Below are 20,918 nucleotides of genomic sequence, written 5' to 3' on the forward strand. Positions count from 1 at the left end.
ATGCGGAAGCCCCAAACACACACGGAGCTATGCTTTCCGGGCGAAACAGCGCGGGAGTACTGGGTTTGTGACCAGCAGGGTTTCTGGAAACAGGATTCGCGGGCCTCTGGCGGGGTGATGGGCGTTGAAACGCTTCTGTTCGACAGCGCGCCATTTTGGGCGGCAGGCGTGGATGCGCCGCAGGACGAAGCCGTGGCATTGAGATGGGAGGCGTTCGGTTTGTCCGGTGATGGGGACGCCCGAAGCTGGACGTATTGGCCGGTCCTGCGGAACGACCAGCGAGTGCTGCTCGGAACGCTGGCGTTTGCCCCGGATGCCGGCGAGGCCGGGATCGACACTTTTCAAGCGCTCGCCTTCGAGCCCTCCGCACGCATGCTGCCTCTTCCCGAAAGCGGTCTGGCGGTGTGGTGTGAGCTGGGGCGTCATGTGGCCGCGTTCACGCGCGGAACCGAGCTGCTGCATGTCACGACGCTGGCTTCGCGTGAGCTGGACGCTGACGCGGCGTTGGAAATCCGCGATGTCTTTGCCGCGTTGCAGGCGCATGGTTTCATCGAGGATCTGGAAACCATCCATGTCTGGACCTCATGCGGGGCACAATTCGTGCCGCAGCTCGCCTGCTTGTTTGCAAACGCGGCGGTGCTCAAGGAGTCCCGGCCGTCTCCGCGGCCGCCGGTCATCGAGTCACGGCTTGTCCCTGCATCCTTCGCGCGGAGGAAGAAGGACGCGGACCTGAAACAACGGCGGGTGCTGGTGTTCGCGGCCCTGACGCTGGCGTATCTTGGTTTCTTTGCCTGCTGGTGGCTGGCTCTGCAATGGCGTGAGTCACGCGCCGGCAGCGAAGAACGGGAACTGGCCGCTTTGCAGCCCGGGATCGAGCGTGTGCGCGAGGCTCAGGCACGCTGGCTGGAGGTGGAGGCCGCGATCAATCCCGACCTCTATCCGGTGGAGCTTTTTCACCAGATTGTGTCCTTGCTCCCGGAGCAGGGAGTCAGGCTGCGGGAGTTTCAAGTCGAGGAAGGCAGGCTGATCGTCAAAGGCGAGGCCACGACGGTGAACCATGCGCTGGGATTCCGTGACCGTCTGGCCTCATGCGCCGCGCTCAGCCGGTATGCGTGGTCTCTGCCCGTCCCGATCATTCGCGAGGACAACCGTGCTGAATTCAGCGCGGAAGGAACAGCCCACGGGGAGGTGCCGCATGAAAGCCAGTGAACGGCGCCTGCTGACGCTGCTGGGAGTGGTGGCGGCCCTGTGCGGCGGGGCCATCCTGACCCGGCATCTTCTGCAAATGCAGCATGCGGTGGAGCGCAAGGAGCGTGGCCTTCAGCTCCGGCGGATGGAGGCGGACGCCCTGCTGCGGGAGGCTGGATTGTGGCAGCAGCGACTGACGTGGCTTGATTCGACACAGCCGGAACTCACCAGCGAGAACCAGGCCAGCGAGGAATTGCTCGAAGGGCTGCTGCAGGCCGCCGCGGCTCACTCGCTGCAGGTTCAGAAGAAGCAGCTTCACGAGCCAGCGGCCGGAGTCTTTCACCAGGACGTCGGGGTGACACTCACCGTCCGGGGCACGTTTTCCGCGGTGTTCCGGTGGGTGCACGCGATTCAATTACCCGAGTCATTCTGCGCGGTTCCCCGGCTGCAGATGAGCGCGGACAGCGCGGATCCCAATCTAGTCGTCGTCAGCGTGCGCTTCAGCCGCCTGCTGGTCCCTGCCCAGCCCAGATCACCGGAGGGAACCAGCCTGTGAGATTCGTCGTCCTGCTGCTTTTGGCTTTGAGCCGCGTCATGGCCCAGGAGGCTTTCAAGCCGCCGCAGGGATACGACGCGACGCGCTATGCCGCTGACTGGTCCAGGAATCCCTTCACTCTACAGACCACTCCGGCGGGTCCGGTGGAGAACGCCTTCGCGAAGGATCTGGCCGTCGCGTCCTGCTATGGCGACATGGCGAATCCCACGGTGGTTGTCGTGAACACGAAGACCCACCAGCGGTTCACTTTGCAAAAAGGACGGCCGTCCGAACAAGGCTGGCTGCTTGGAGCGGTACAGATCGGCGCCTCCCGTCAAGGCATCACGGCGGAACTCTGGAGGGGAAATGAGCGCGCCGTGCTGAAGTACGATGCGGATTACGTGCGCGCCCTCGCGTCTTCATCCGCCCAACCGGCCGCGACACCCAAGCGGACCTCAGGGCCTTCCTCGGTTCCTGCCGTCATTCCGCTCCCGCGAGTACCCAAGGATGACAAGCAAGGAGCAGCAGTTCCCGGTGCGGTCACGGCACCTGCCACTCCCCACGTTTCTCAGGCAGCCGCTCTGCCGGCCACGACACAGCAGATGCTGACGATTCCTTCCCGCCCGCAGCCAGTCCGCAATCAGTGATGCAATCACAGTCCCTCTTATGAAGAAAAACATTCGTTTCCTGGCTCTGTTGGTTGCCTCTCAGTTGCCATCGCTTCCCGGGCATGCACAGATCGAGATTCCTTCCCGCATCCGGGGCAGCAACTCGTCCAATCTCGCCATGCCGGCGGCGCTACCTGCGCCCGTGCCTGCGACGAACAGCGCGCCGCCGGCACCCTCCGGTAAAAACATCATTGGTTTCACCGCCGCGCCGGTTTCCGAGGTTCTGGCGGAGTATTTCCGCGTCACCGGCCGCCGTGTGCTGCGAGATCGAGGGCTCGAGGCCGCCGTCGTCACCATCGACGTGCCGGGCGAGTTCAGCGACGAGGAATACCGCACCATCATCGAAAAGGGGCTTCTCATGCACGGTTACGCGCTCGTCCCCAGCGGTGACAATCTCTATAAGCTCATCGCCGCCGAGCAGGGCGGCATGCCTTCCTCTCAGAACGTGCCGATGATCCTGCGAATCGAGGATCTGCCCAAAAGCGACCAGGTCGTGACGCATGTGCTGCAGCTCAACCACCTGCGGGCCGAGGAGGCGTCCGCGGCGTTTCAGCAGATCATTCCTCTGCATCCGTATGGGAAAATGCTCGCTGTGCCGAACGTCCGCGCCCTCGTCATCACCGAGGCTTCGCAGACCATTCTCGCCTACGCCGAGCTTGCGAAGCAGGTGGACCAGCCGCCGATGGAGACCGTGCAGAAGACCATCCGCATCGAGCGCGCCGAAGCGGAGGAAGTGGTGGAGCAGCTCGGCGTGCTGATGGGACTGAGAAGCAGCACCGCATCCAGCGGATCAACCGCCGGGGGGAACGTCGCAGTCGCCACGGGGAGCGCCGCCGCTCCCATGAACGTGACGCTCGGAGTTTCGGGCACGGATGCCGCTAAACCAGTGATGCAGGCCGTCGCGAGGACGAACAGCATCATCGTCGTCGCTCGCCCTCTCGACATGCAGAAGATCGAGGCGCTGGTGCGGGAGCTGGATGCCGAATCCTCTTCGAGCCGCTACTTTTCACGCAAGCTCAACTACCTGGATCTCACCGTCTTCCTCAGCATCGCGGAAAAAGCACTGCAGAGGAATAATTCCAAAGAAAAAGGCGGCACCTTCGCCTCTGAGCAAGGTAACCAAACTCCTTCATCACAGCAGTCATCCGTGCTCCAGCGGCCGGGAGGCGGAGCAGGCACTGGAAACGGCTTGAACTCGGCGCTCAATGCTGGTGGAACTGGATTCTCTTCCGGCACGACTGGTGCCACCCAGGGTTTTGGCAACGTCAACACAGTGTCAGAGCTGCAGGTCACGAAAAAGCCCATCAGCATTCTCATCGCCAACACGCTGGTCATCGCCGATCCAGCCAGCTCGAAGTTCTTCGCCAGCGGACCGCCGGACCAAATCAAAGCCCTGCAGGAACTGGCCGAGGAGCTCGATGTGCGGCCGCGTCAGGTTTTGCTCTCGGCGATCATTGGCGAGTTCACCCTGGGAGATGACTTCAATTTCGGCCTCGACTGGATCCAGGCGCTCAAGCAAGCGGGCGATGACGGACTCGTCGGTGGCGTGCTCAACACGCAGGGGACCGCCTTTGCCAATCCGTCCAATTTGAGGGACATCGCCGGATTCCTCGGTGCAGGTGGTCCCGCGTCACTCGGCGGCCTCACTGCTTATGGTCAAATCAACAAAAACCTCAATGTCTTCCTGCAAACCCTCGAGCGCTCGCGCCGCTTTCACGTTTTGCAGAAGCCCACGGTGACGACGCTCAATCACCAGCCTGCCAGCATCTACATCGGCCAGCAGGTCGCCATCGCAGGGCAGACCTTCACCAACGGCGCTGTCGCCGGAGGCGGCCTCGGCTTCACCTCCACAACTCAGTACATTCCGGTGCGTCTGCAGCTCGACATCATCCCGCACATTTACAACGACAGCGAGGTCATGCTCGAGTTCCGCCAGCAGAACAACGACGTCTCCGGCTTCACCACCATCAGCGGCAACCGTGTGCCGAACATTTCCGAGCAGGGCATGCAGAACAGCCTTATTGTGCCCGATCGGGCCACCGCCATGCTTGGCGGCCTGATCACGGAGCGTGACACCAACAACAAGAGCGGCCTGCCTTTCCTCGTGCGCATTCCGGTCATCAAACATCTCTTCGGTAGCACCACCAACAACAAGGAGCGGCGCGAGATGATGATCTTTGTCCAGCCCCGGATCCTGCCGGACACCTCCAGCCACATGCTCGAACAGGCCAAAATCGGTGACCACAGCGCCATTTTCAATGAGGCGGCCAGCTTTGCCGGCATGCCGGAAGCCATTGTGCCCCGCGCCATTCCGGCTCGCGAAGACAAACCCAACGACCTGCTCCCACCGCCTACAGGCAGTTCTCTAAATACATCAAAAAAGAGTTTCGTCGGCAAAGTGATGTCTTTTTTCAACCGCTCGAATAATTCAGAAGACAGGTAGCAGGAGTTCACGGGCCGTTTGAACACAAAATCGCAAGTTTCTTTGTTTCTATGTTCAAGTAGGATTTGGAAAGTAGGCCAGGTAAGTTATGTGTAGTAGCGTTGAGAAAGTGATGAATCCCTTGAAGGAAGGGGGCATTTGTGTTTGTGAGGTCATGAAGTGGCCCCCGGAGTTTGGGCTGGCAGTTGAGTTATGACGGGACACCGCCGACCGCCGCATGCACCTTCGGATACGCGCCTATTGTTGCGCAACGATAACTGGTATGACTACGCATGACTCAACCGGCGCACCTCTGTTTTTCGCACCTCAAACCCCACCTGCAAAATTCAGCACTGCCTCGCACCCTTGGCACCTCGTGTGGACAAGATTTTGGATCTGTGATGCGCCCGTGATTTGCGCCTCCTGATTCGTGAACTGCCTGCACCCCCGGACACCCTCGATGGGGTTTGAGTGGGCATTTCTTCTGTGGCATGTCAGAACATGACACCGAACCAACCGATTCCTGCCGATCCATGCCAAAACACCGAAAACACAACTTGCGTGGAACAGCAAATAGCCTTCGAGAGCAGCAAATATGAGCCAGAATCGGAAGCGGTTGACCTCCACTGTAAATCTGCTGACTTACGTCTACGCTGGTTCGAATCCAGCCCTGCCCACCATTTCATTCTTCGCAGGATTTGGCGGTTTTGAGAAGCAAGTCTGCCACGATTAGACAGCATGCGTGGGTGGTAGTTGGCGAATGAACAAAGCCGTAGTGCCGGAGAGACAGCCGAAGGATGCCCGGGAGCAACCCTGATGACGCCACTTTGATGGCGTTGTTGCAGGCTTTGACAGCGGGGCATTTATCCTTTTTACCCTGTTTCATCAATCATCAAAACCTGCGAGAACCCACACATGGTGTCGTGAGGCGTTCATGAGAGATGAACTTTCCCGAGCTTGCGCTCTGACCTGCTTGCCGCGAAGCATGAGATCCAACAGCCATGTCTTGCGATGTCTGATGATCCCGCTGATCTCCATGATGCCGACCGCACGGTCCTGGTCGCAGGACCGCGCCCGGTAAAATCTGTCTTCGAGCAGTCGGGTGATTGCATTGCTCGCTACCGCCTTGTGGCTCCGCTGGGTGAGGGCGGATTCGGAACGGTATGGCTGGCCGAACAGGTCGAGCCGGTTACGCGCCAGGTGGCGCTCAAGATCATCAAGCTGGGCATGGACACGCATGAGGTTATCGCCCGTTTCGAGCAGGAGCGGCAGGCGCTGGTAATGATGGACCACGCGCACATCGCGAAGGTGCTGGATGCTGGTGCGACGGACAGCGGTCGTCCTTTCTTCGTCATGGAATTGGTGAGAGGGGTTTCCATCACCCGGTTCTGTGATGATCATAAGCTCAACATGCGGCAGCGGCTGGAGCTCTTCGCCGATGTGTGTGGTGCCATTCATCACGCGCACCAAAAGGGGATCATCCACCGCGACATCAAGCCGTCCAACGTGCTGGTCTGTGACAATGGCGGGAAGCCTTTGGTGAAGATCATCGACTTCGGCATCGCGAAGGCGACGCAGGGCAAGCTCACCGAGCGCACCCTGATGACCAGCCAGGAGCAGATCATCGGCACGCCCGCCTACATGAGCCCGGAGCAGGCTTCGCTCACCGGAATGGATGTGGACACGCGCAGCGACATCTATTCGCTCGGGGTGCTGCTTTATGAGCTGCTGGCGGGACGTCCGCCTTTCGATCCGAAGAAGTTGATCTCGGAAGGCTATCACGAGATGTGCCGCATCATCGTGGAGCAGGAGCCGCCGAAGCCCTCCGCCCGGCTCAGTTCGCTGGGGCCGGAGGATGCCACGGCCTTGCAAACGGCTCTTCAGATCGATCCGCAGCGCCTGGCGCGCGACGTGCGCGGCGATCTGGACTGGATCGTCATGAAGGCGCTGGAGAAGGACCGCGAGCGGCGCTACGAGACGGCCAACGAGTTCGCCCTGGATCTGCGGCGTTTCCTGGCGAATGAGCCGGTGCTTGCTTCGCCGCCAAGCGCGGCCTACCGCTTTCAAAAATTCGCGCAGCGGCACCGTGCGGCGCTTCTGGGCACCATGACTCTTGCCTTGGTGCTCATCGCAGCGACAGTCATCAGCCTCTGGCAAGCCCAAGTGGCGCTAGATGCCAGGCAGGAGGCAGTGGCACGTGCGGAAAAGGAGCGGGAAGCCCGGCTGGAGGCTGAGGCCGTGACGAACTTTGTGAAGGGTGTTTTCCAAAAATCCGATCCATCGCGCGGAGGCCGGACCATCACCGTGGCGGAAACGCTGGACCAGGCGGTGAAGGAACTCGAGGGCTCGGTTGCCATGGATGTGGCACGTCGCTCTTCGCTGGAATCGGTTCTCGGCTGTGCCTACAGGGATCTGGGCCTCTATGCCGAGTCCGAACCACTCCTGAGGAAGGCGCATGAGTATTTTGTGACCTCTCTCGGCACCGATCACTGGAGCAGCGTCCAAAGCGGGCTCGATCTCGCTCGGACGCTGGCGGGTCTTGGAAAGACGGATGAAGCTTTGAAGTTGCGGGAGGCTGCGGTGGCGATCCGCCGCAGGATGCTGGGGCCAACAGATCCGTCCACGCTGGGCGCCATCACACAACTGTCCGCTTCCTACGTCGATCACAACCGGGTAAAGGAGGCGATAGCGCTGAACGAGGAGGCTCTGCAGGCCGCTCGTGGGAGTCTCGGGCCTGATCACCACATCACTCGCTCGGTGCTGTCGAATCTCGCCGCGTGTTATGCCTCGTCAGGGAAGTTCGAGGAGGCATCGAAGCTTATGCAGCAGGTTTTGGAGAGCACGCGCAGGGCGAAGGGGGCGAAGCATCCGTCCACCCTGGGTGACATGATGAACCTCGCGAACTGTTATGCGCAGTCGGGGCGCCTTCAGGAGGCCGTCAAACTGTTCGACCAGTTGGTCCCGTTGAAGCGCGAGGTCCTCGGCCCGGAGCACCTGGAAACACTCATGGCCGAAGGCAACCGCGCTCTCTGTCTCATGGGCCTGGAGCGCTACGAAGATGCGGAGCGCGGTTTCAAGGAGGTTATTGGGAAGCTCCGAAAGGTCCTGGGTGACGCGCATCCCCAGACACTGAGCTATTCGATGGAGCTTGGCCGGATGTATGCATTCGATCTGAACCGGCACCGAGATGCGCTGGCACTCCTGCAGCCCGTGCTTCCTGCATGCCGGAAGGCCTTCGGTCCAGGGCATCCCGTGACCCTTGATGCCACGCGTGCCCTGGCAACCGCATTTTCGCATACGGGCAGCGTTAAGGAAGGTGCCGCGCTGCTGGAGGAATTGCTACCGGTGATGATCAAGGCACACGGAGCCGAATCCTCGGAGACGACGGGCATCATGAGCAACCTGGCCATGATGCTTGCCCTTATCGACCGCCGCGACGAGGGGATCGCGATGCTGGAGAAGGCGCTGGCGATCATCCGCCGTCTTCCGCCGCGCGAGGTGCCCCAGCGTGAGGCCTATTTCCTGAACCTCGCCGATGTCTATGAGCGCGCCGGGCGCAAAGACGAGGCGGCAGGGATCAAGGCTGAATTGCAGGGCAAGCGTGGAGCCAGGTGAGCCGTCTTGCGGAAGGCTGCAAGGGTGTCTAATCTTGCTTCTATGGTGAGTTGGGGGCGAATTTCAGCTTCAGCATCAGGTAGATAATCTTTGGCCATCTCCTTTCTGTATGTGCTGACCCGATCCAGCCCTGGTCATTAGCTTTGTTGCGATGAAAGCGTGATGATGCTGAAGTCGTGAAAAGACTGATGCAACTATTTCAAAGGTGTCGTGTTGAAGCAAATAATCCGCTTCACACCTCCATGAAGACCCTGACGACCTCCTTGATGATTCTTTGTGCGGCTACGCTGCAAGCTGCTGACATGGCTGAAACGGCGCACGCGGGCATCGCGCCTGACCAGTTGCAGTTCTTTGAGAAAAACATCCGTCCCGTGCTGGTTCAACACTGTTACAAGTGCCATTCCAGCGAATCGGACAAGGTGAAGGGCGGCCTCACGCTCGATACGAAGCAGGCGACTCTTCTGGGCGGCGAATCGGGGCATCCAGGGGTGACGCCGGGGAACATCGCGCAGAGCAGCATCTACGAAGCGATGACTTGGAAGAACGAGGACATGCAGATGCCTCCGAAGCAGAAGCTGCCTGACGATGTGCTCGCGGATTTCAAAAAATGGATCGAGATGGGGGCGCCGGACCCGCGCGAGACGAAAGTCGCCAACGCAAACGGCGGCAAGCGAGTGATCGACATGGATGAGGGACGAAAGCACTGGTCCTTCCAGAAGCCGGTAAAGCAGGCGCCGCCGGAGGTGAAGACGACGGGCTGGGCGAGGACAGACATCGACAAATTCATCCTCGCAGGCATCGAAAAGGCAGGGTTGCATCCAGTGCGCGACGCGGACCGGCCCACGCTGATCCGGCGCATCGCGTTTGACCTCACGGGGCTGCCGCCGACGCCTGACGAGGTCAAGGCATTCGTGGCGGATCAATCACCGGACGCCGTTAAGCGGGTGATCGACATGTATATCGATTCCGAGCGCTATGGTGAGCGATGGGCGAGGCATTGGCTCGACGTGGCCCGCTACGCGGAGAGCAGTGGCAAGGAGGTAAACGTGCTTTACCCCCATGCATGGCGTTACCGCGATTATGTGATCGAGTCGTTCAAAAAAGATAAACCCTATGACCAGTTCCTGAAAGAGCAGATTGCGGGTGATCTGCTGAAATTTGCCGACAAGCGTGATCAGGCGGAAAAAATCGTCGCTACCGGCTTTCTGGCGATCGGTTCGAAGGGACACAATCAGCGCGACAAGAGGCAGTTCACGATGGATCTGGTGGACGAGCAGATCGACGCGCTTTCGCAGTCGATGCTGGGCCTCACCTTGGCCTGCGCGCGCTGCCATGATCACAAATTCGATCCGGTGACGCAGCGTGATTATTATGCGCTGGCGGGCATCCTCCTGAGTAGCGAGACTTTGTTCGGCACTTATGATCAACTGCAAAATGCAAACACCTCCGCGTTGATCGAACTGGACCGGAACGCAGGGCAGGTGAGCGGTCTGGCGAAGATTTCGCCCGCCGAGGTGGCGCAGTTGAAGAGCAGGCATGAAACCGCGCGAAAAGCGGCCGTGGAAGCCCAGCGCGAAGTATTTGCGATGCGTCAACAGGATCGCGACAAGGCGGGCGCAGCCAATTTCCTGCGTATCCGCGGTGCGCGTGACAACGCTGAGGCGATCAAGGCTGATCTGGACCTTTTTTATGAGGATGGCACACCGCGCACCCTGGCAATGGGTGTGCTGGACCGCAATACACCCTTCAACAGTCCGATCCTGGTGCGCGGAGACATCAAACAGCCGGGGGATGTGGTGCCACGCGGCCTCGTCGAGGTGCTCTGTGCGAAGGACGAGCCGCTTAACATCAGCCCGCAAAGCGGCAGCGGCCGTCTCGACCTTGCTTTCTGGATCTCGTCCAAGGACAATCCGCTGACAGCGCGAGTGATGGCAAACAGGGTGTGGTTGAAACTAATGGGCAGCGGCCTGGTGGCCACGCCGGACAATTTTGGGGTGATGGGACAGAAACCGACGCATCCCGAACTGCTCGATCATCTGGCGGTCACCTTCATGGAAAAGGGCTGGTCGGTGAAGAAGCTGATCCGTGAGATCATGCTGAGCCGTGCATATCAGATGGCCTCCACGCACGATGCCGCGAACTATGCGGTGGATCCTGACAACAAACAGCACTGGCGCATGAACCAGCGCCGCCTGGACGCGGAGGCAATCCGTGATGCCATGCTGGCAGTGGGTGGTGTGCTGAATTTGTATCCGGTGGACGGATCGCCCGTGGCGAGGGCGGGGGAGGGACGGCAGGCGCTGCTGACCTTGCAGCGTGAGGTTACGGGCAAGCCTTACACCTATCGCTCGATCTACCTGCCCATCGTGCGTGACCAGATTCCCGAGGTGCTTTCCGTTTTCGACTTTCCGGATGCTAGTTTGGTGAACGGCGACCGCGAGACCACGAACGTGCCTTCACAAAGCCTGTTTCTGATGAACAACCAGCAGACCCAGGGAGCGGCGGACGCCTTTGCGGCCCGCGTTGCCAAACACGAGGGGAATTCATCCGAACGCCTGAGCTACGCCTATCAGCTTGCCTTTGGACGTGAGCCAAACGCGCAGGAAAAGCAGGCGATCAGCAATTTCTGGATGCGCTTCCAGCCGCAGGTCGCGAAAAGCACCGGCGGCGGCAAAGACGCGAAGCTGAAGGCTGATTTCGCCGCGCTGTCGGCTTTCTGTCAGAGCCTGATCGCGAGCGCCGAGTTTCGCTATCTGAATTAAACACCACCCAACACACGCTGTCATGAACACGCCCCCTTTTTCACGTCGTGAGTTTCTGAAGACCGGCTCGAACGGCTTCGGCTATCTGGCCTTTGCCGCGCTGGCGCAGCAGCAGATGCTGCGCGCGAACACGCAGGCCGCAGGGCCGCTGGCACCCAAAGCCCCGCATTTCACCCAGCGCGCGAAGCATGTGATCTTTCTGTGCATGCAGGGCGCTCCGTCGCATGTGGACACGTTTGATTACAAGCCGAAGCTCATCGCGGACGCGGGAAAGCCGGCTCCTTCTGCCGCCGGACGTTATGGCAGCGCCAAATTGATGCCGCCACAGTGGAAGTTTTCACGGCAGGGTAAAAGCGGGCTGTGGATGTCCGAACTCTGGCCGAATTTGGCGAAGCACGCGGACAAGCTGTGCGTGCTCAACTCGATGGCGACTGATCTGCCGGCGCATCCGCAGGCGTTCACCCAGCTCCACACGGGGACGACTCAGTTTGTGCGTCCGTCGCTCGGCGCGTGGTCCCTTTACGGCCTGGGCACGCTGAACGAGAATCTGCCTGGCTTCATCACCATTAACCCACCGGGCAATGCGACCCGCAGCTATGGCAGCGCGTTTCTCCCGGCGATTTATCAGGGCACGAAGATCGGCGGCAACAATCTGCCCGGTGGTGGTGCGTTTGCGCGGCGTTTCGGCGGCGGCGAGCAGGCGAGCGTGGCGAACATCAAGAACAGCCGTTACACGACAGAGGAGCAGCGCACGCAGCTCGATCTGGTGCAGGCGCTGAATAAATCCACGATGCAGCAGGGCGGGGGAGTCAGCGCGGAAGTCGAAGGAGTAATCGAATCATACGAACTGGCCTTCCGCATGCAGGCGGAGGTTCCGAAGGTGATGGATCTGAGCAAGGAAACGGCCGCGACGCAGGCGATTTACGGCATCGGCGATCAGGAGACGGACACGTTTGGCAAGCAATGCCTGATGGCGCGCAAGTTCGTCGAGGCGGGCGTGCGCTTCATCGAGATCACCCACGGCAACTGGGACCAGCATTTCAATCTGAAGGCCGGCTTGGAGCGCAACTGCAACGCAATCGACAAACCGGTCGCAGGACTATTGGCTGACCTGCAATCACGCGGTCTTCTGAAGGACACGCTGGTGATCTGGGGCGGCGAGTTCGGCCGCACGCCGCACTCACAAGGGGATGATGGCCGCGATCATAACAACAAGGGCTTTACAATGTGGATGGCGGGCGGCGGGGTCAAGGGCGGCATGAATTATGGCATGACTGATGATTACGGCTACGAGGCGGTGATGAACAAGATGCACATCCATGACTGGCACGCGACTGTGCTGGCGCTGATGGGGCTTGATCATGAGCGCCTTACCTACCGCTACGCTGGCCGTGATTTCCGCCTGACCGATGTCTATGGCACGGTGGCTAGGGAGATCATGGCGTGACGGCGGCGACATGATTTGGCGTCGGAAGCGACGCATGCGTTGCATCCGGCATAATTCGCCCTATGAATGGAGCTGAAAATGCAATCGCGCGCCAAAACTGTCCAGACGTCCACGCCAGCGAGTGGCGAGGCCGCAGACATTCAACAGGCCATTCCCGGTGGAGAATTCGAGCGCGTTGAAGCAATGATCGCCGCGGAGATTCCTGCCGAGCTTCGAACGAGCGCGCGGGCCTTGCTGCGGGCGGTGGCGGGAAAAGTGGCCGTGGCGGAGCACTTTGACGCGTTTTGCGGCCAGGCTTTTTCCAAGCCTGAATGGGCATCGTCCGCAAGTCCGCTGATCGCGGAATTATTTGATCATGACGAGGATCAACTGGCGGAGCTGGCGCGGATTCCCGACCTCGTGATCGAAATGGGAAGCGGTCAGGCCACTGTGACGTGCATGGTCGCCTCACGGTGGGCCGCCAGGGGGGAGACGCATCGACTATCACGCCTGGCGGAGTCCATCGTGGCGTCGCATGCCTCGAAAAACGCATGTGCGGTGGAGGTCATGCTGGCGCTAGCCGCGACTCTTGCTGTGACGCGTTTTTCCAAGGCCGAGCAGCTTTTCAACGCCGCCCTCCCCTTGGTTGGTGAAGAGCATCAAGAGGCGCTGGCCGATGCGCGGCGCTGGCTTGCGGCGGGACGAGTTGTGTGCAGCGCCTCGCAAGAAGAGCGTGATTTTTGGGATGTGAGGTTGAGGAAGCCCAAAGCCGCTTGGACTTGGCAGAGCAAGGAAGAGCGGGCGGCGCTGGACACTTTGTCAGAACGCGTCTCGGTCAGTCAGGAAGGGGTTGATCTATTCAAAGCTGTTGTTCCCTCATGTTGGTGGGACATGGCGATGAAATGCGCGCAGCAACAGGAGAAGCTGGCCGCTGCGATGATTAAACAGCCTTTGATGAAGACGGAGCCTGTCCTCCCTTCGCGCGCCATCTCCGAGTTCGCGACAGAAGAACGGCAGCCGTTTCACGCCGAAGTGCTTTCGCATCCGAAGGCCGGTTTGCACGCGAGATTTGTCTTGGGATGGGTTTGTGGTGCCATGGCGATGGCAATCACGGTGTTGTTGCTCCCCACGGAGGTGATCCACAGGGTTTTGAGCACTTTCAGATCCGAGGGTTCCCGGCCAGCCATTCCTCAGGCTTCGTCGGCGAGAGCTCTTTCCGCTGGCGATGTGCTGCCAAAAACTCCGGATGAAAAACAAGCATGGCGAGAGGAGAATTTGAAAAGAATCGCTGCCGAAATGCATCAATACTCGGCCCAGCATGCGGCGGCCAAAACCGGAATGTGGTCCGACAATGAGCAAGTGCTTTCTGGTCGAGGACAAGAATTGCCGTGCGACAGCCCTCAGCATCTAAAGATGCTTGTGTGGCTCCATCTGGATCCTCCGCAGGATGCGGAGGTGCGAATGAATGTTGCCAAACTCCTGCTGGAGAGGATGAAAGGTGATGCCATTACCTTGTGGGAAGAATTGACGTATCCAGGATCGGCAAACGCGGCGGAAATCAAACGCGCAGCCAAGGATGCCTTGTCGAGCAAGGCATATCAGTGGAACCCGGAGGAGCAGAGCCGCTTGCGTTCGCTGGCTGTTGGGTGGGATGATCCAAACAGCATGTCCGCAGCGGTGTCGAAACCGTAGCAGCCCTTGTCACTCATCTCTTGCTGGTGAGGCCTTGGAGTGCAAAGACCATGAAAGTTGGTGTGTTTGGCGCTTGGGAGCGCTGGCCCATACTTGATTTAAGCCTTCTAAAGATCATTATTAGAAAGTCTCCGAAATAACGAAAATTATAGATATTGGAGAATGTTTTTGCATAATTGAGGCTCACATGTTAGGGTTAGCTCATGTATGCGATTCCATTTTGGGGTTTATTTTTTCATAATTAATCCAACGGCATACCTCACTTTACTTCTCTATGATTGAGGGACTTCAGCAATTCGGCAGCCTTTCAGTGGCGCATCGAACCGGCGGTGCGCCGGTGGAATTGGCGCGTTCTAAGGATGAAGTTGTCTTTCTGGCATTTGACAATCGCATCCGCCGTCTTGTGGAACTGCATGTCTTGCGCGGCGGCAATACCTTGGATGCTGCGATGAAAAGATCGGCGTTCGACAGGGCTCGCCAAGCTTCGGAGATTCGAGGTCACGCGTTCATGAGGATTCTCGAGGTCGGAGATGATCAAGGTTTGGTCTATTACACAAGCAACCTCAATGATGGGGAATTTGTGGAGGATTATGTCAGGAGACGCGGAGCCGTTGCCCCTCCGACCTCCCTTGCGATGGTATTTCAACTGCTGGATGATTTGCTTCAGTTGAAGAATTATCAGCGTTTGGTTTCGCGCATGCATCTGGACCGTGTTCTTGTCACGACTCTGGAGGATACCTTTCTGCAGTTGCGTGTGTTTGATTACGGTCTTTCACAGATGGACGCGGGTACCGAGGCTCAGAGCGGATCCCGCCTCGTGGTGGAGGCCTGCCGGCTGCTTTTCCTGCTTTTGACCGGACAGGCTTACGCCGGTGAGAACCCGGACAAATTTCCGGCCCTGACGCAATTGCCAATGAGCTTGCGCACCGCCGTCCGGACCGCGCTTGCGGACCCCGGGAACGCGCCTGCTTCCACCGAGAAGCTGAGGGACGACGTGCGAGAGGCGTTCAGTGCCCTTTCGAGCAATGTGAAGGCGCGCAACTTCCGCAAGCATCTGGTGGTGAACAATTCCTTGCTGCCCCAGTCACAGTTGCAGGAGCTTCTTTTGGAAAACGTGCAGGTGGAGAACATTTTGGGAACGCGTTTTTCCGTTGAAGACGCCGAGCATACACGACGCTATCCCTTTTCCATTCCTGCGGTCAATGCAAAGGCAGGGCAGCCCGTCACGGTCCATTTGCTGCCTCCTTCGCGTATCGTGGAAAAAAGCCGCTACGAGGCTGTCCCTCTTCAAATGTGGCGGTTTAATCCCGAGAGGCATCCGAACATTCTTCGCTCGTTGAGCCTTTGGGAAAGCCCGGATTGGACCTTTTTGACCGAGGAGCGTGAGCCTGGTTTTGCGCTTAGCCGCCTGATGGCGGAGCGTATCACGCTCAATCCTGCGGAAGTCACGGTGCTAATGCGTCAGATTCGCGCGGGCTTGGACCAAGCGGTGGAATGTGGAGTCCAGCGCGTGGACTTGCATCCTTCCAACATTCTTCTTCGTGTGGGCAAAAACGGGCCTCTGCTGGCACGCGAGCTTGAGCGTCTGATGCAGAAACGCCTGGATGCCTGGCCTTCATTTATTGTCAAGCTGCGTCCGCACATGACCATGCGCAGCTTGTATGAGCCTCTGCTTGTTGACATGGATCTTCCGGAGGGGCAGTTGCAGGAAGAACATTTGTTGGATCGTGATTTCCGACATCGATCGTTTGTGGCGCTAGTCGCTTATTTGCTGACCGGTGAGCGGCAGAGCGGAGGGTTGCCGCAATTTCCTGAATCTGTGCCGGATGCTGCCGCCACCTACGTGCGGGAGTGCATTGAGTTGACCCGTCGTGCAGGCAAAGCTCCCGCGCCGGGAGAATTTATTGATAAATTCGAGGGCCTGCTCTCAGCACCCACAGTCGATCTTGCCACACGGCTACGGGGGAATTCGGTCGCCATGGAAGAGATGGAGAGCGCCGGTTCGGTGTCTGACTTTGATGATGAGTGGACTGGTGGGCTTGGCTTGGAGGACGAGTTGGACGCGCCTTCTGTCTCCCCGATCAAGCGCGGCATGAAAACACATGATTTCAATCCGCTGCTCGCTCAAAAACGCGGATTGCCTTGGGGTGTGTTGGCCGCCGCCTTGGTCATCCTGGGTTTCGGCTCATGGATATTCCTGTCCGGTGAAAGGTCAGAAAAGACGGCTTCCAAAGCTCTGCCATCGTTTGAGGCGGAAGGCCCTGCGACTGCCAAAACAGCGGACGCGAAGCCTGAAAAAGTGGTTGCGGCCGTAAAGCCTTCGGTGGGTGTTGCCAGTAAAAATAGTCCAAATGCAGCCATGCCCGCGTCAAACAACAAGCCGGTGTTGCCGCCTCAGCCGCCCCCCGTTTTAACACCAGTCAACCTCAAGCCCGCAACAGCCATGTCGGTGGCGGTTCCCAATCCTGACAAGCCACAGACGGCAAACTCGGTGACTGCCACGCCAATGGTGCAGCCGGTGGTTAACATAGCCACTCCAGCAAAGGCTGCTGAAAATGAAAAATTGGCCGCAAGTACTGTGGAGCCGCCAGCCAAGGCTCCTGAAAAGGGTGTCACACCTGCGCCTGCCGCGTCCGCGGTCAAGCCGGTGGAAAAAGACCCCATCACCATCCGCCGCGCGATTGTCCCGACCAAGGAGGAGGTTGACCGCATGAAGCAAGGCCATGTCGAAAACAGAACGGGTCAGTTGCCCGCCATGTCCACGGCATCTCCGCTGCCGCTGAACCGCACACAGAAGCCGTGACCTCCTACTTTGAGCACTTCTTGTTGTTGCGCTTTGCGGTGCATGGCTTTTCTCACTGGCTTCTAGAAATTGCTTGGACTGCAAGGTTACCCGCTGGTAAAAGTCACCGAGTGGTGCCGATCGATGTCTACAACGCTGGTTTGATTGCGAAATCAGTTCATTGGTAGCGCCATTACTGTCTGAACGTCACATTCCAAAACTAGAAAACCGCGAAAACGAGGAAAGACTGATGAAAGTCAACAATACAATTGTCATTTCAATCGGCCAGGCCGGCAACCAGATCGCCGCGTCCTTTTGGAAAACCATCTGCCAGGAGCACGGGATTGATCCCCTGACCGGCCAAACCGCGCAGGGGCAGCAGCCGCGTGGCAACTGGAGCGCTTTCTTCACCAAGCTTGGAGAGTCCACCTCCGGCAGTTATGTGCCCAGGGCTATCATGGTCGATCTGGAGCCTAGCGTTATTGAAAATGTGAAGGCCACTTCCGGTTCCTTGTTCAATCCAGGAAATCTCATCAGCCGCACGGAAGGCGCGGGCGGCAATTTTGCCGTCGGCTACCTCGGCGCGGGCCGCGAGGTGCTTCCAGAAGTGATGGGTCGTCTCGACGCTGAGATCGACAAGTGTGACAATGTTGGCGGTATCATCGTGCTTCACGCCACAGGCGGCGGCTCCGGCTCCGGCTTCGGCGCTTTGCTGATCGAATCCATCAAGGAAAAGTATCCCGAGTTTCCAGTGTTGAGCTGCGCGGTGCTGCCATCGCCGCAGGTTTCCAGCGTGGTTACCGAGCCTTACAACACCGTCTTCACGCTGAACACCCTGCGTCGCTCCGCCGATGCCTGCCTCATCTTCGACAACGAGGCATTGTTTGAACTGGCGCATCGCAAGTGGAACATCGAAAGCCCTACGGTTGATGACCTGAACCTCCTGATTACCGAGGCGCTTGCGGGCCTCACTGCCAGCATGCGCTTCAGCGGTTTCCTAACGGTTGAAATCAGCCTCCGCGAGCTTCTCACCAATCTCGTGCCGCAGCCCTCGCTGCATTTCCTCATGTGCGCTTTCGCGCCGCTCACGCCGCCGGACCGCAGCAAGTTCGAGGAAATGGGGGTCGAGGACATGATTCGCAGCCTCTTCGACAATGGATCGGTTTTCGCCGCATGTTCGCCGATGGAGGGGAGATTCCTCAGCACCGCGGTGCTTTATCGCGGTATTATGGATGACAAACCGCTCGCCGACGCGGCTCTCGCGGCCATGCGCGAGCAGCTTCCACTCACTTACTGGATTCCCACCGCATTCAAGATTGGCTACGTCGAGCAGTCGGGTGTTTCTCATCGCAAGAGCATGGTGCTTCTTGCCAATAACACCGAGATCGCCCGCGTTCTCGACCGCATCTGCCACAACTTTGACAAGCTATGGCAGCGCAAGGCCTTCGCCAACTGGTATCTCAACGAGGGCATGTCCGAGGAACAAATCAACGCCCTCCGCGCCTCTGCCCAGGAACTCATCCAGAGCTACCAGGTCGCCGAGGAAAGCGGAGCCAAGGCCAAGGTTCAGGATAGCTCGGCAGACATCCCGCGCGGCGGTTCCAGTCACGACGACAGCCGTGCTGGCATGAGCCTTCGAGATCTTGTCGATCGTCGTCGCGCCTAACAACACTACACACGCAACACAGAACAAACAGTTTTTGGAGGAGAACACCCGTGAGAGAAATTTTGAGCATCCATGTCGGACAGTGTGGCAACCAGATCGCCGACCGCTTCTGGCGGTTAATCTTGCGTGAACACGGCCTGACCGAGGCCGGCACACCCAAGGACGGCAGCACATCCGCCGCAAGCAATGCCAACATGGAAGTCTTCTTCCACAAGGTGCGTGATGGGAAATACATTCCTCGCGCCATCCTCGTGGACCTCGAACCTGGTGTCATTGCGCGCATCGAAGGGGGCGACATGGCCCAGCTCTTCGACGAAAGCAGCATCATCCGCAAGATCCCCGGGGCCGCCAACAACTGGGCTCGTGGCTACAACGTCGAGGGCGAGCGCATCATCGACCAGATCATGAATGTGATCGACGCGGCGGTCGAAAAAACAAAATCGCTCCAGGGCTTTCTCCTCACCCACTCCATCGGGGGCGGTTCTGGTTCGGGGTTGGGCTCGCTGATCTTGGAGCGCTTGCGCCAGGCTTATCCTAAAAAGCGCATCTTTACCTTCTCCGTCGCTCCATCGCCGTTGATCTCCGACTCCGCTGTCGAGCCCTACAACGCGGTTCTTACTCTCCAGCGTATTCTCGACAACGCCGACGCCGCAGTTTTGCTCGACAACGAGGCGCTCTTCCGCATCGCCAAGTCGAAGTTGCACCGCAGTCCAAACTATATGGACCTCAACCACATCATCGCGCTCATCATGAGTTCGGTCACGGCTTCGCTGCGTTTCCCAGGCAAGCTGAACACTGATCTTAGCGAGTACGTCACCAATCTAGTGCCGTTCCCCGGCAACCACTTCCTCACCGCCTCCTTCGCGCCCATGCGTGCGCCGGGCCAGGAAGGTCAGGTCCGTATCAACTTCCCGGACATCGCGCGCGAAACCTTCTCGCAGGACAACTTTACCGCCGCCATCGACTGGACCAACGGCGTTTACCTGAGCGCATGCGCGCTCTTCCGCGGGGATGTTAAGGCCAAGGAGGTCGAGGAAAACATGGCCGCCATCCGCAAGAGCCTCAATTTCGCCAGCTATGTGCCCACAGGCGTGAAACTCGGCGTCGCTGAGACCGCGCCCGAAGGTTTTGCCTCCAGCGGCCTTGCACTCGTCAACCACACAGGCATCGCCGCGGTCTTCGAGCGCCTCGTCAGCAACTTTGACATCATGTTCGACAACCATGCCTACACGCACTGGTATGAGAACAATGGTGTCTCACGCGACATGATGGCCCACGCGCGCAACACCATCGCGAATCTCGCCCAATCTTATCGTGACGCCAGCTAGGCCGTCTTCCGCACGGTTCCCTGCTCGCACACCCCCCGAACATCCTGTCCCAACCTCCGTGGATACCGCATTGGAGCGCCAAATCGCCTCCGCCTCCCGCAGTGTCGAGGAGGCGAGACGGCTTGCGTACCATGACCCCATCCGGGTGGGGGCATTGGTGGAGCAAATCAGCGTGCTTGCCGACCTGCGTCAGAAGGAGGGGGATTTCCGCAAGGCCGAGTCGCTCTATCGCGAGGCGTTGTTTCGCGCTCAGGAGTTGCGCAAACAAGATCCCGACCTTCTGACCGGCATCTATTCGCTTCTCGCCCACCTTTATGACCGCTGGGGACGGATGGACAAAGCCGCGGAGTTTTACGAGCGCGCGCTCAACATCAGCGTCGATCACGGGCTTGATCACAGCGATAAGGTGGCCACGATCAAAAACAATCTGGCAATGATTTTCAAGCAGCTCCGCCAGTTCGACAAGGCGGAGCGCTACTATTGCGAGGCATTGGAGACCTTTCAGCGTCTCGATGGCGAGCAAAGCTCACGTGTCGCCTCGGTTTATAACAATCTCGGCGTGCTTTACTACAGCAGCATGGATGTTGAGCGCGCGCAGGCCATGCACGAGCGCGCTCTCGCCATCCGGCAGAATCTCAACGAGAGCCAGATGGACCCCGCCGACCTCTCGCAGACGTTCATCAACCTGGGGGCGGTTTACAAGGCGTCCGGTGACTTCCAAAAAGCGGAGGCATGCGTGGATCGTGCGAAGCGCATCCGAGCCGCCATGAACGGCTACCATCCGAATCCGCGTCGCTCTGCCTCCTTGTTGATCGACAAGAGCCTGTAGGTAGA

Annotated in this window: 12 protein-coding genes; all 12 read left to right on the top strand. The window is 59.0% G+C overall.

Going from position 1 to position 20,918, the window contains the following annotated elements; all coding sequences use genetic code 11:
* A complete protein-coding gene (locus tag ACILSE_RS18595; protein WP_395718929.1) occupies positions 1 to 1,209 on the top strand; it encodes a PilN domain-containing protein in 1,209 nt (402 codons plus the stop codon).
* Positions 1,196 to 1,744, top strand: coding sequence for a hypothetical protein (locus ACILSE_RS18600; protein ID WP_395718930.1), 549 nt, complete (start codon positions 1,196 to 1,198; stop codon positions 1,742 to 1,744). Before ACILSE_RS18595 ends, ACILSE_RS18600 begins: the two co-directional genes overlap by 14 nt.
* On the top strand, positions 1,741 to 2,370 hold the full coding sequence (locus tag ACILSE_RS18605; protein ID WP_395718931.1) for a hypothetical protein: 630 nt from the start codon (positions 1,741 to 1,743) through the stop codon (positions 2,368 to 2,370). The genes ACILSE_RS18600 and ACILSE_RS18605 overlap by 4 nt, the downstream gene beginning before the upstream one ends.
* A gap of 19 nt (positions 2,371 to 2,389) precedes the next feature.
* On the top strand, positions 2,390 to 4,834 hold the full coding sequence (locus tag ACILSE_RS18610) for a secretin N-terminal domain-containing protein (RefSeq protein WP_395718932.1): 2,445 nt from the start codon (positions 2,390 to 2,392) through the stop codon (positions 4,832 to 4,834).
* Between the two features lie 990 nt (positions 4,835 to 5,824).
* On the top strand, positions 5,825 to 8,428 hold the full coding sequence (locus ACILSE_RS18615) for a tetratricopeptide repeat protein (RefSeq protein ID WP_395718933.1): 2,604 nt from the start codon (positions 5,825 to 5,827) through the stop codon (positions 8,426 to 8,428).
* A gap of 242 nt (positions 8,429 to 8,670) precedes the next feature.
* A complete protein-coding gene (locus ACILSE_RS18620; protein WP_395718934.1) occupies positions 8,671 to 11,190 on the top strand; it encodes a PSD1 and planctomycete cytochrome C domain-containing protein in 2,520 nt (839 codons plus the stop codon).
* 22 nt (positions 11,191 to 11,212) lie between these two features.
* Positions 11,213 to 12,637 (top strand): DUF1501 domain-containing protein, encoded by a 1,425-nt coding sequence (locus ACILSE_RS18625; protein WP_395718935.1) that lies wholly within the window; start codon positions 11,213 to 11,215, stop codon positions 12,635 to 12,637.
* Between the two features lie 66 nt (positions 12,638 to 12,703).
* A complete protein-coding gene (locus tag ACILSE_RS18630; protein ID WP_395718936.1) occupies positions 12,704 to 14,308 on the top strand; it encodes a hypothetical protein in 1,605 nt (534 codons plus the stop codon).
* 274 nt (positions 14,309 to 14,582) lie between these two features.
* Entirely contained in the window at positions 14,583 to 17,111 is a 2,529-nt protein-coding gene (locus ACILSE_RS18635) for a hypothetical protein (RefSeq protein ID WP_395718937.1), read from the top strand.
* Positions 17,112 to 17,340: 229 nt separating this feature from the next.
* The gene (locus ACILSE_RS18640; protein WP_395718938.1) at positions 17,341 to 18,756 is read left to right on the top strand and encodes a tubulin beta chain; all 1,416 of its coding nucleotides are present in this window, start codon (positions 17,341 to 17,343) and stop codon (positions 18,754 to 18,756) included.
* Between the two features lie 50 nt (positions 18,757 to 18,806).
* Positions 18,807 to 20,084, top strand: a complete 1,278-nt coding sequence (locus ACILSE_RS18645; RefSeq protein WP_395718939.1) for a tubulin beta chain — start codon at positions 18,807 to 18,809, stop codon at positions 20,082 to 20,084.
* Positions 20,085 to 20,142: 58 nt separating this feature from the next.
* On the top strand, positions 20,143 to 20,913 hold the full coding sequence (locus ACILSE_RS18650; protein WP_395718940.1) for a tetratricopeptide repeat protein: 771 nt from the start codon (positions 20,143 to 20,145) through the stop codon (positions 20,911 to 20,913).
* Positions 20,914 to 20,918 lie beyond the last annotated feature (5 nt).

The sequence above is a fragment of the Prosthecobacter sp. genome (genome assembly GCF_044236155.1).
GTDB lineage: Bacteria > Verrucomicrobiota > Verrucomicrobiia > Verrucomicrobiales > Verrucomicrobiaceae > Prosthecobacter.

Coding starts and splice junctions, on each gene's coding strand:
- ACILSE_RS18595 (WP_395718929.1), top strand. CDS start 1: ATGCGGAAGCCCCAAACACACACGGAGCTATGCTTTCCGGGCGAAACA.
- ACILSE_RS18600 (WP_395718930.1), top strand. CDS start 1,196: ATGAAAGCCAGTGAACGGCGCCTGCTGACGCTGCTGGGAGTGGTGGCG.
- ACILSE_RS18610 (WP_395718932.1), top strand. CDS start 2,390: ATGAAGAAAAACATTCGTTTCCTGGCTCTGTTGGTTGCCTCTCAGTTG.
- ACILSE_RS18615 (WP_395718933.1), top strand. CDS start 5,825: ATGTCTGATGATCCCGCTGATCTCCATGATGCCGACCGCACGGTCCTG.
- ACILSE_RS18620 (WP_395718934.1), top strand. CDS start 8,671: ATGAAGACCCTGACGACCTCCTTGATGATTCTTTGTGCGGCTACGCTG.
- ACILSE_RS18625 (WP_395718935.1), top strand. CDS start 11,213: ATGAACACGCCCCCTTTTTCACGTCGTGAGTTTCTGAAGACCGGCTCG.
- ACILSE_RS18630 (WP_395718936.1), top strand. CDS start 12,704: ATGGAGCTGAAAATGCAATCGCGCGCCAAAACTGTCCAGACGTCCACG.
- ACILSE_RS18635 (WP_395718937.1), top strand. CDS start 14,583: ATGATTGAGGGACTTCAGCAATTCGGCAGCCTTTCAGTGGCGCATCGA.
- ACILSE_RS18640 (WP_395718938.1), top strand. CDS start 17,341: ATGAAAGTCAACAATACAATTGTCATTTCAATCGGCCAGGCCGGCAAC.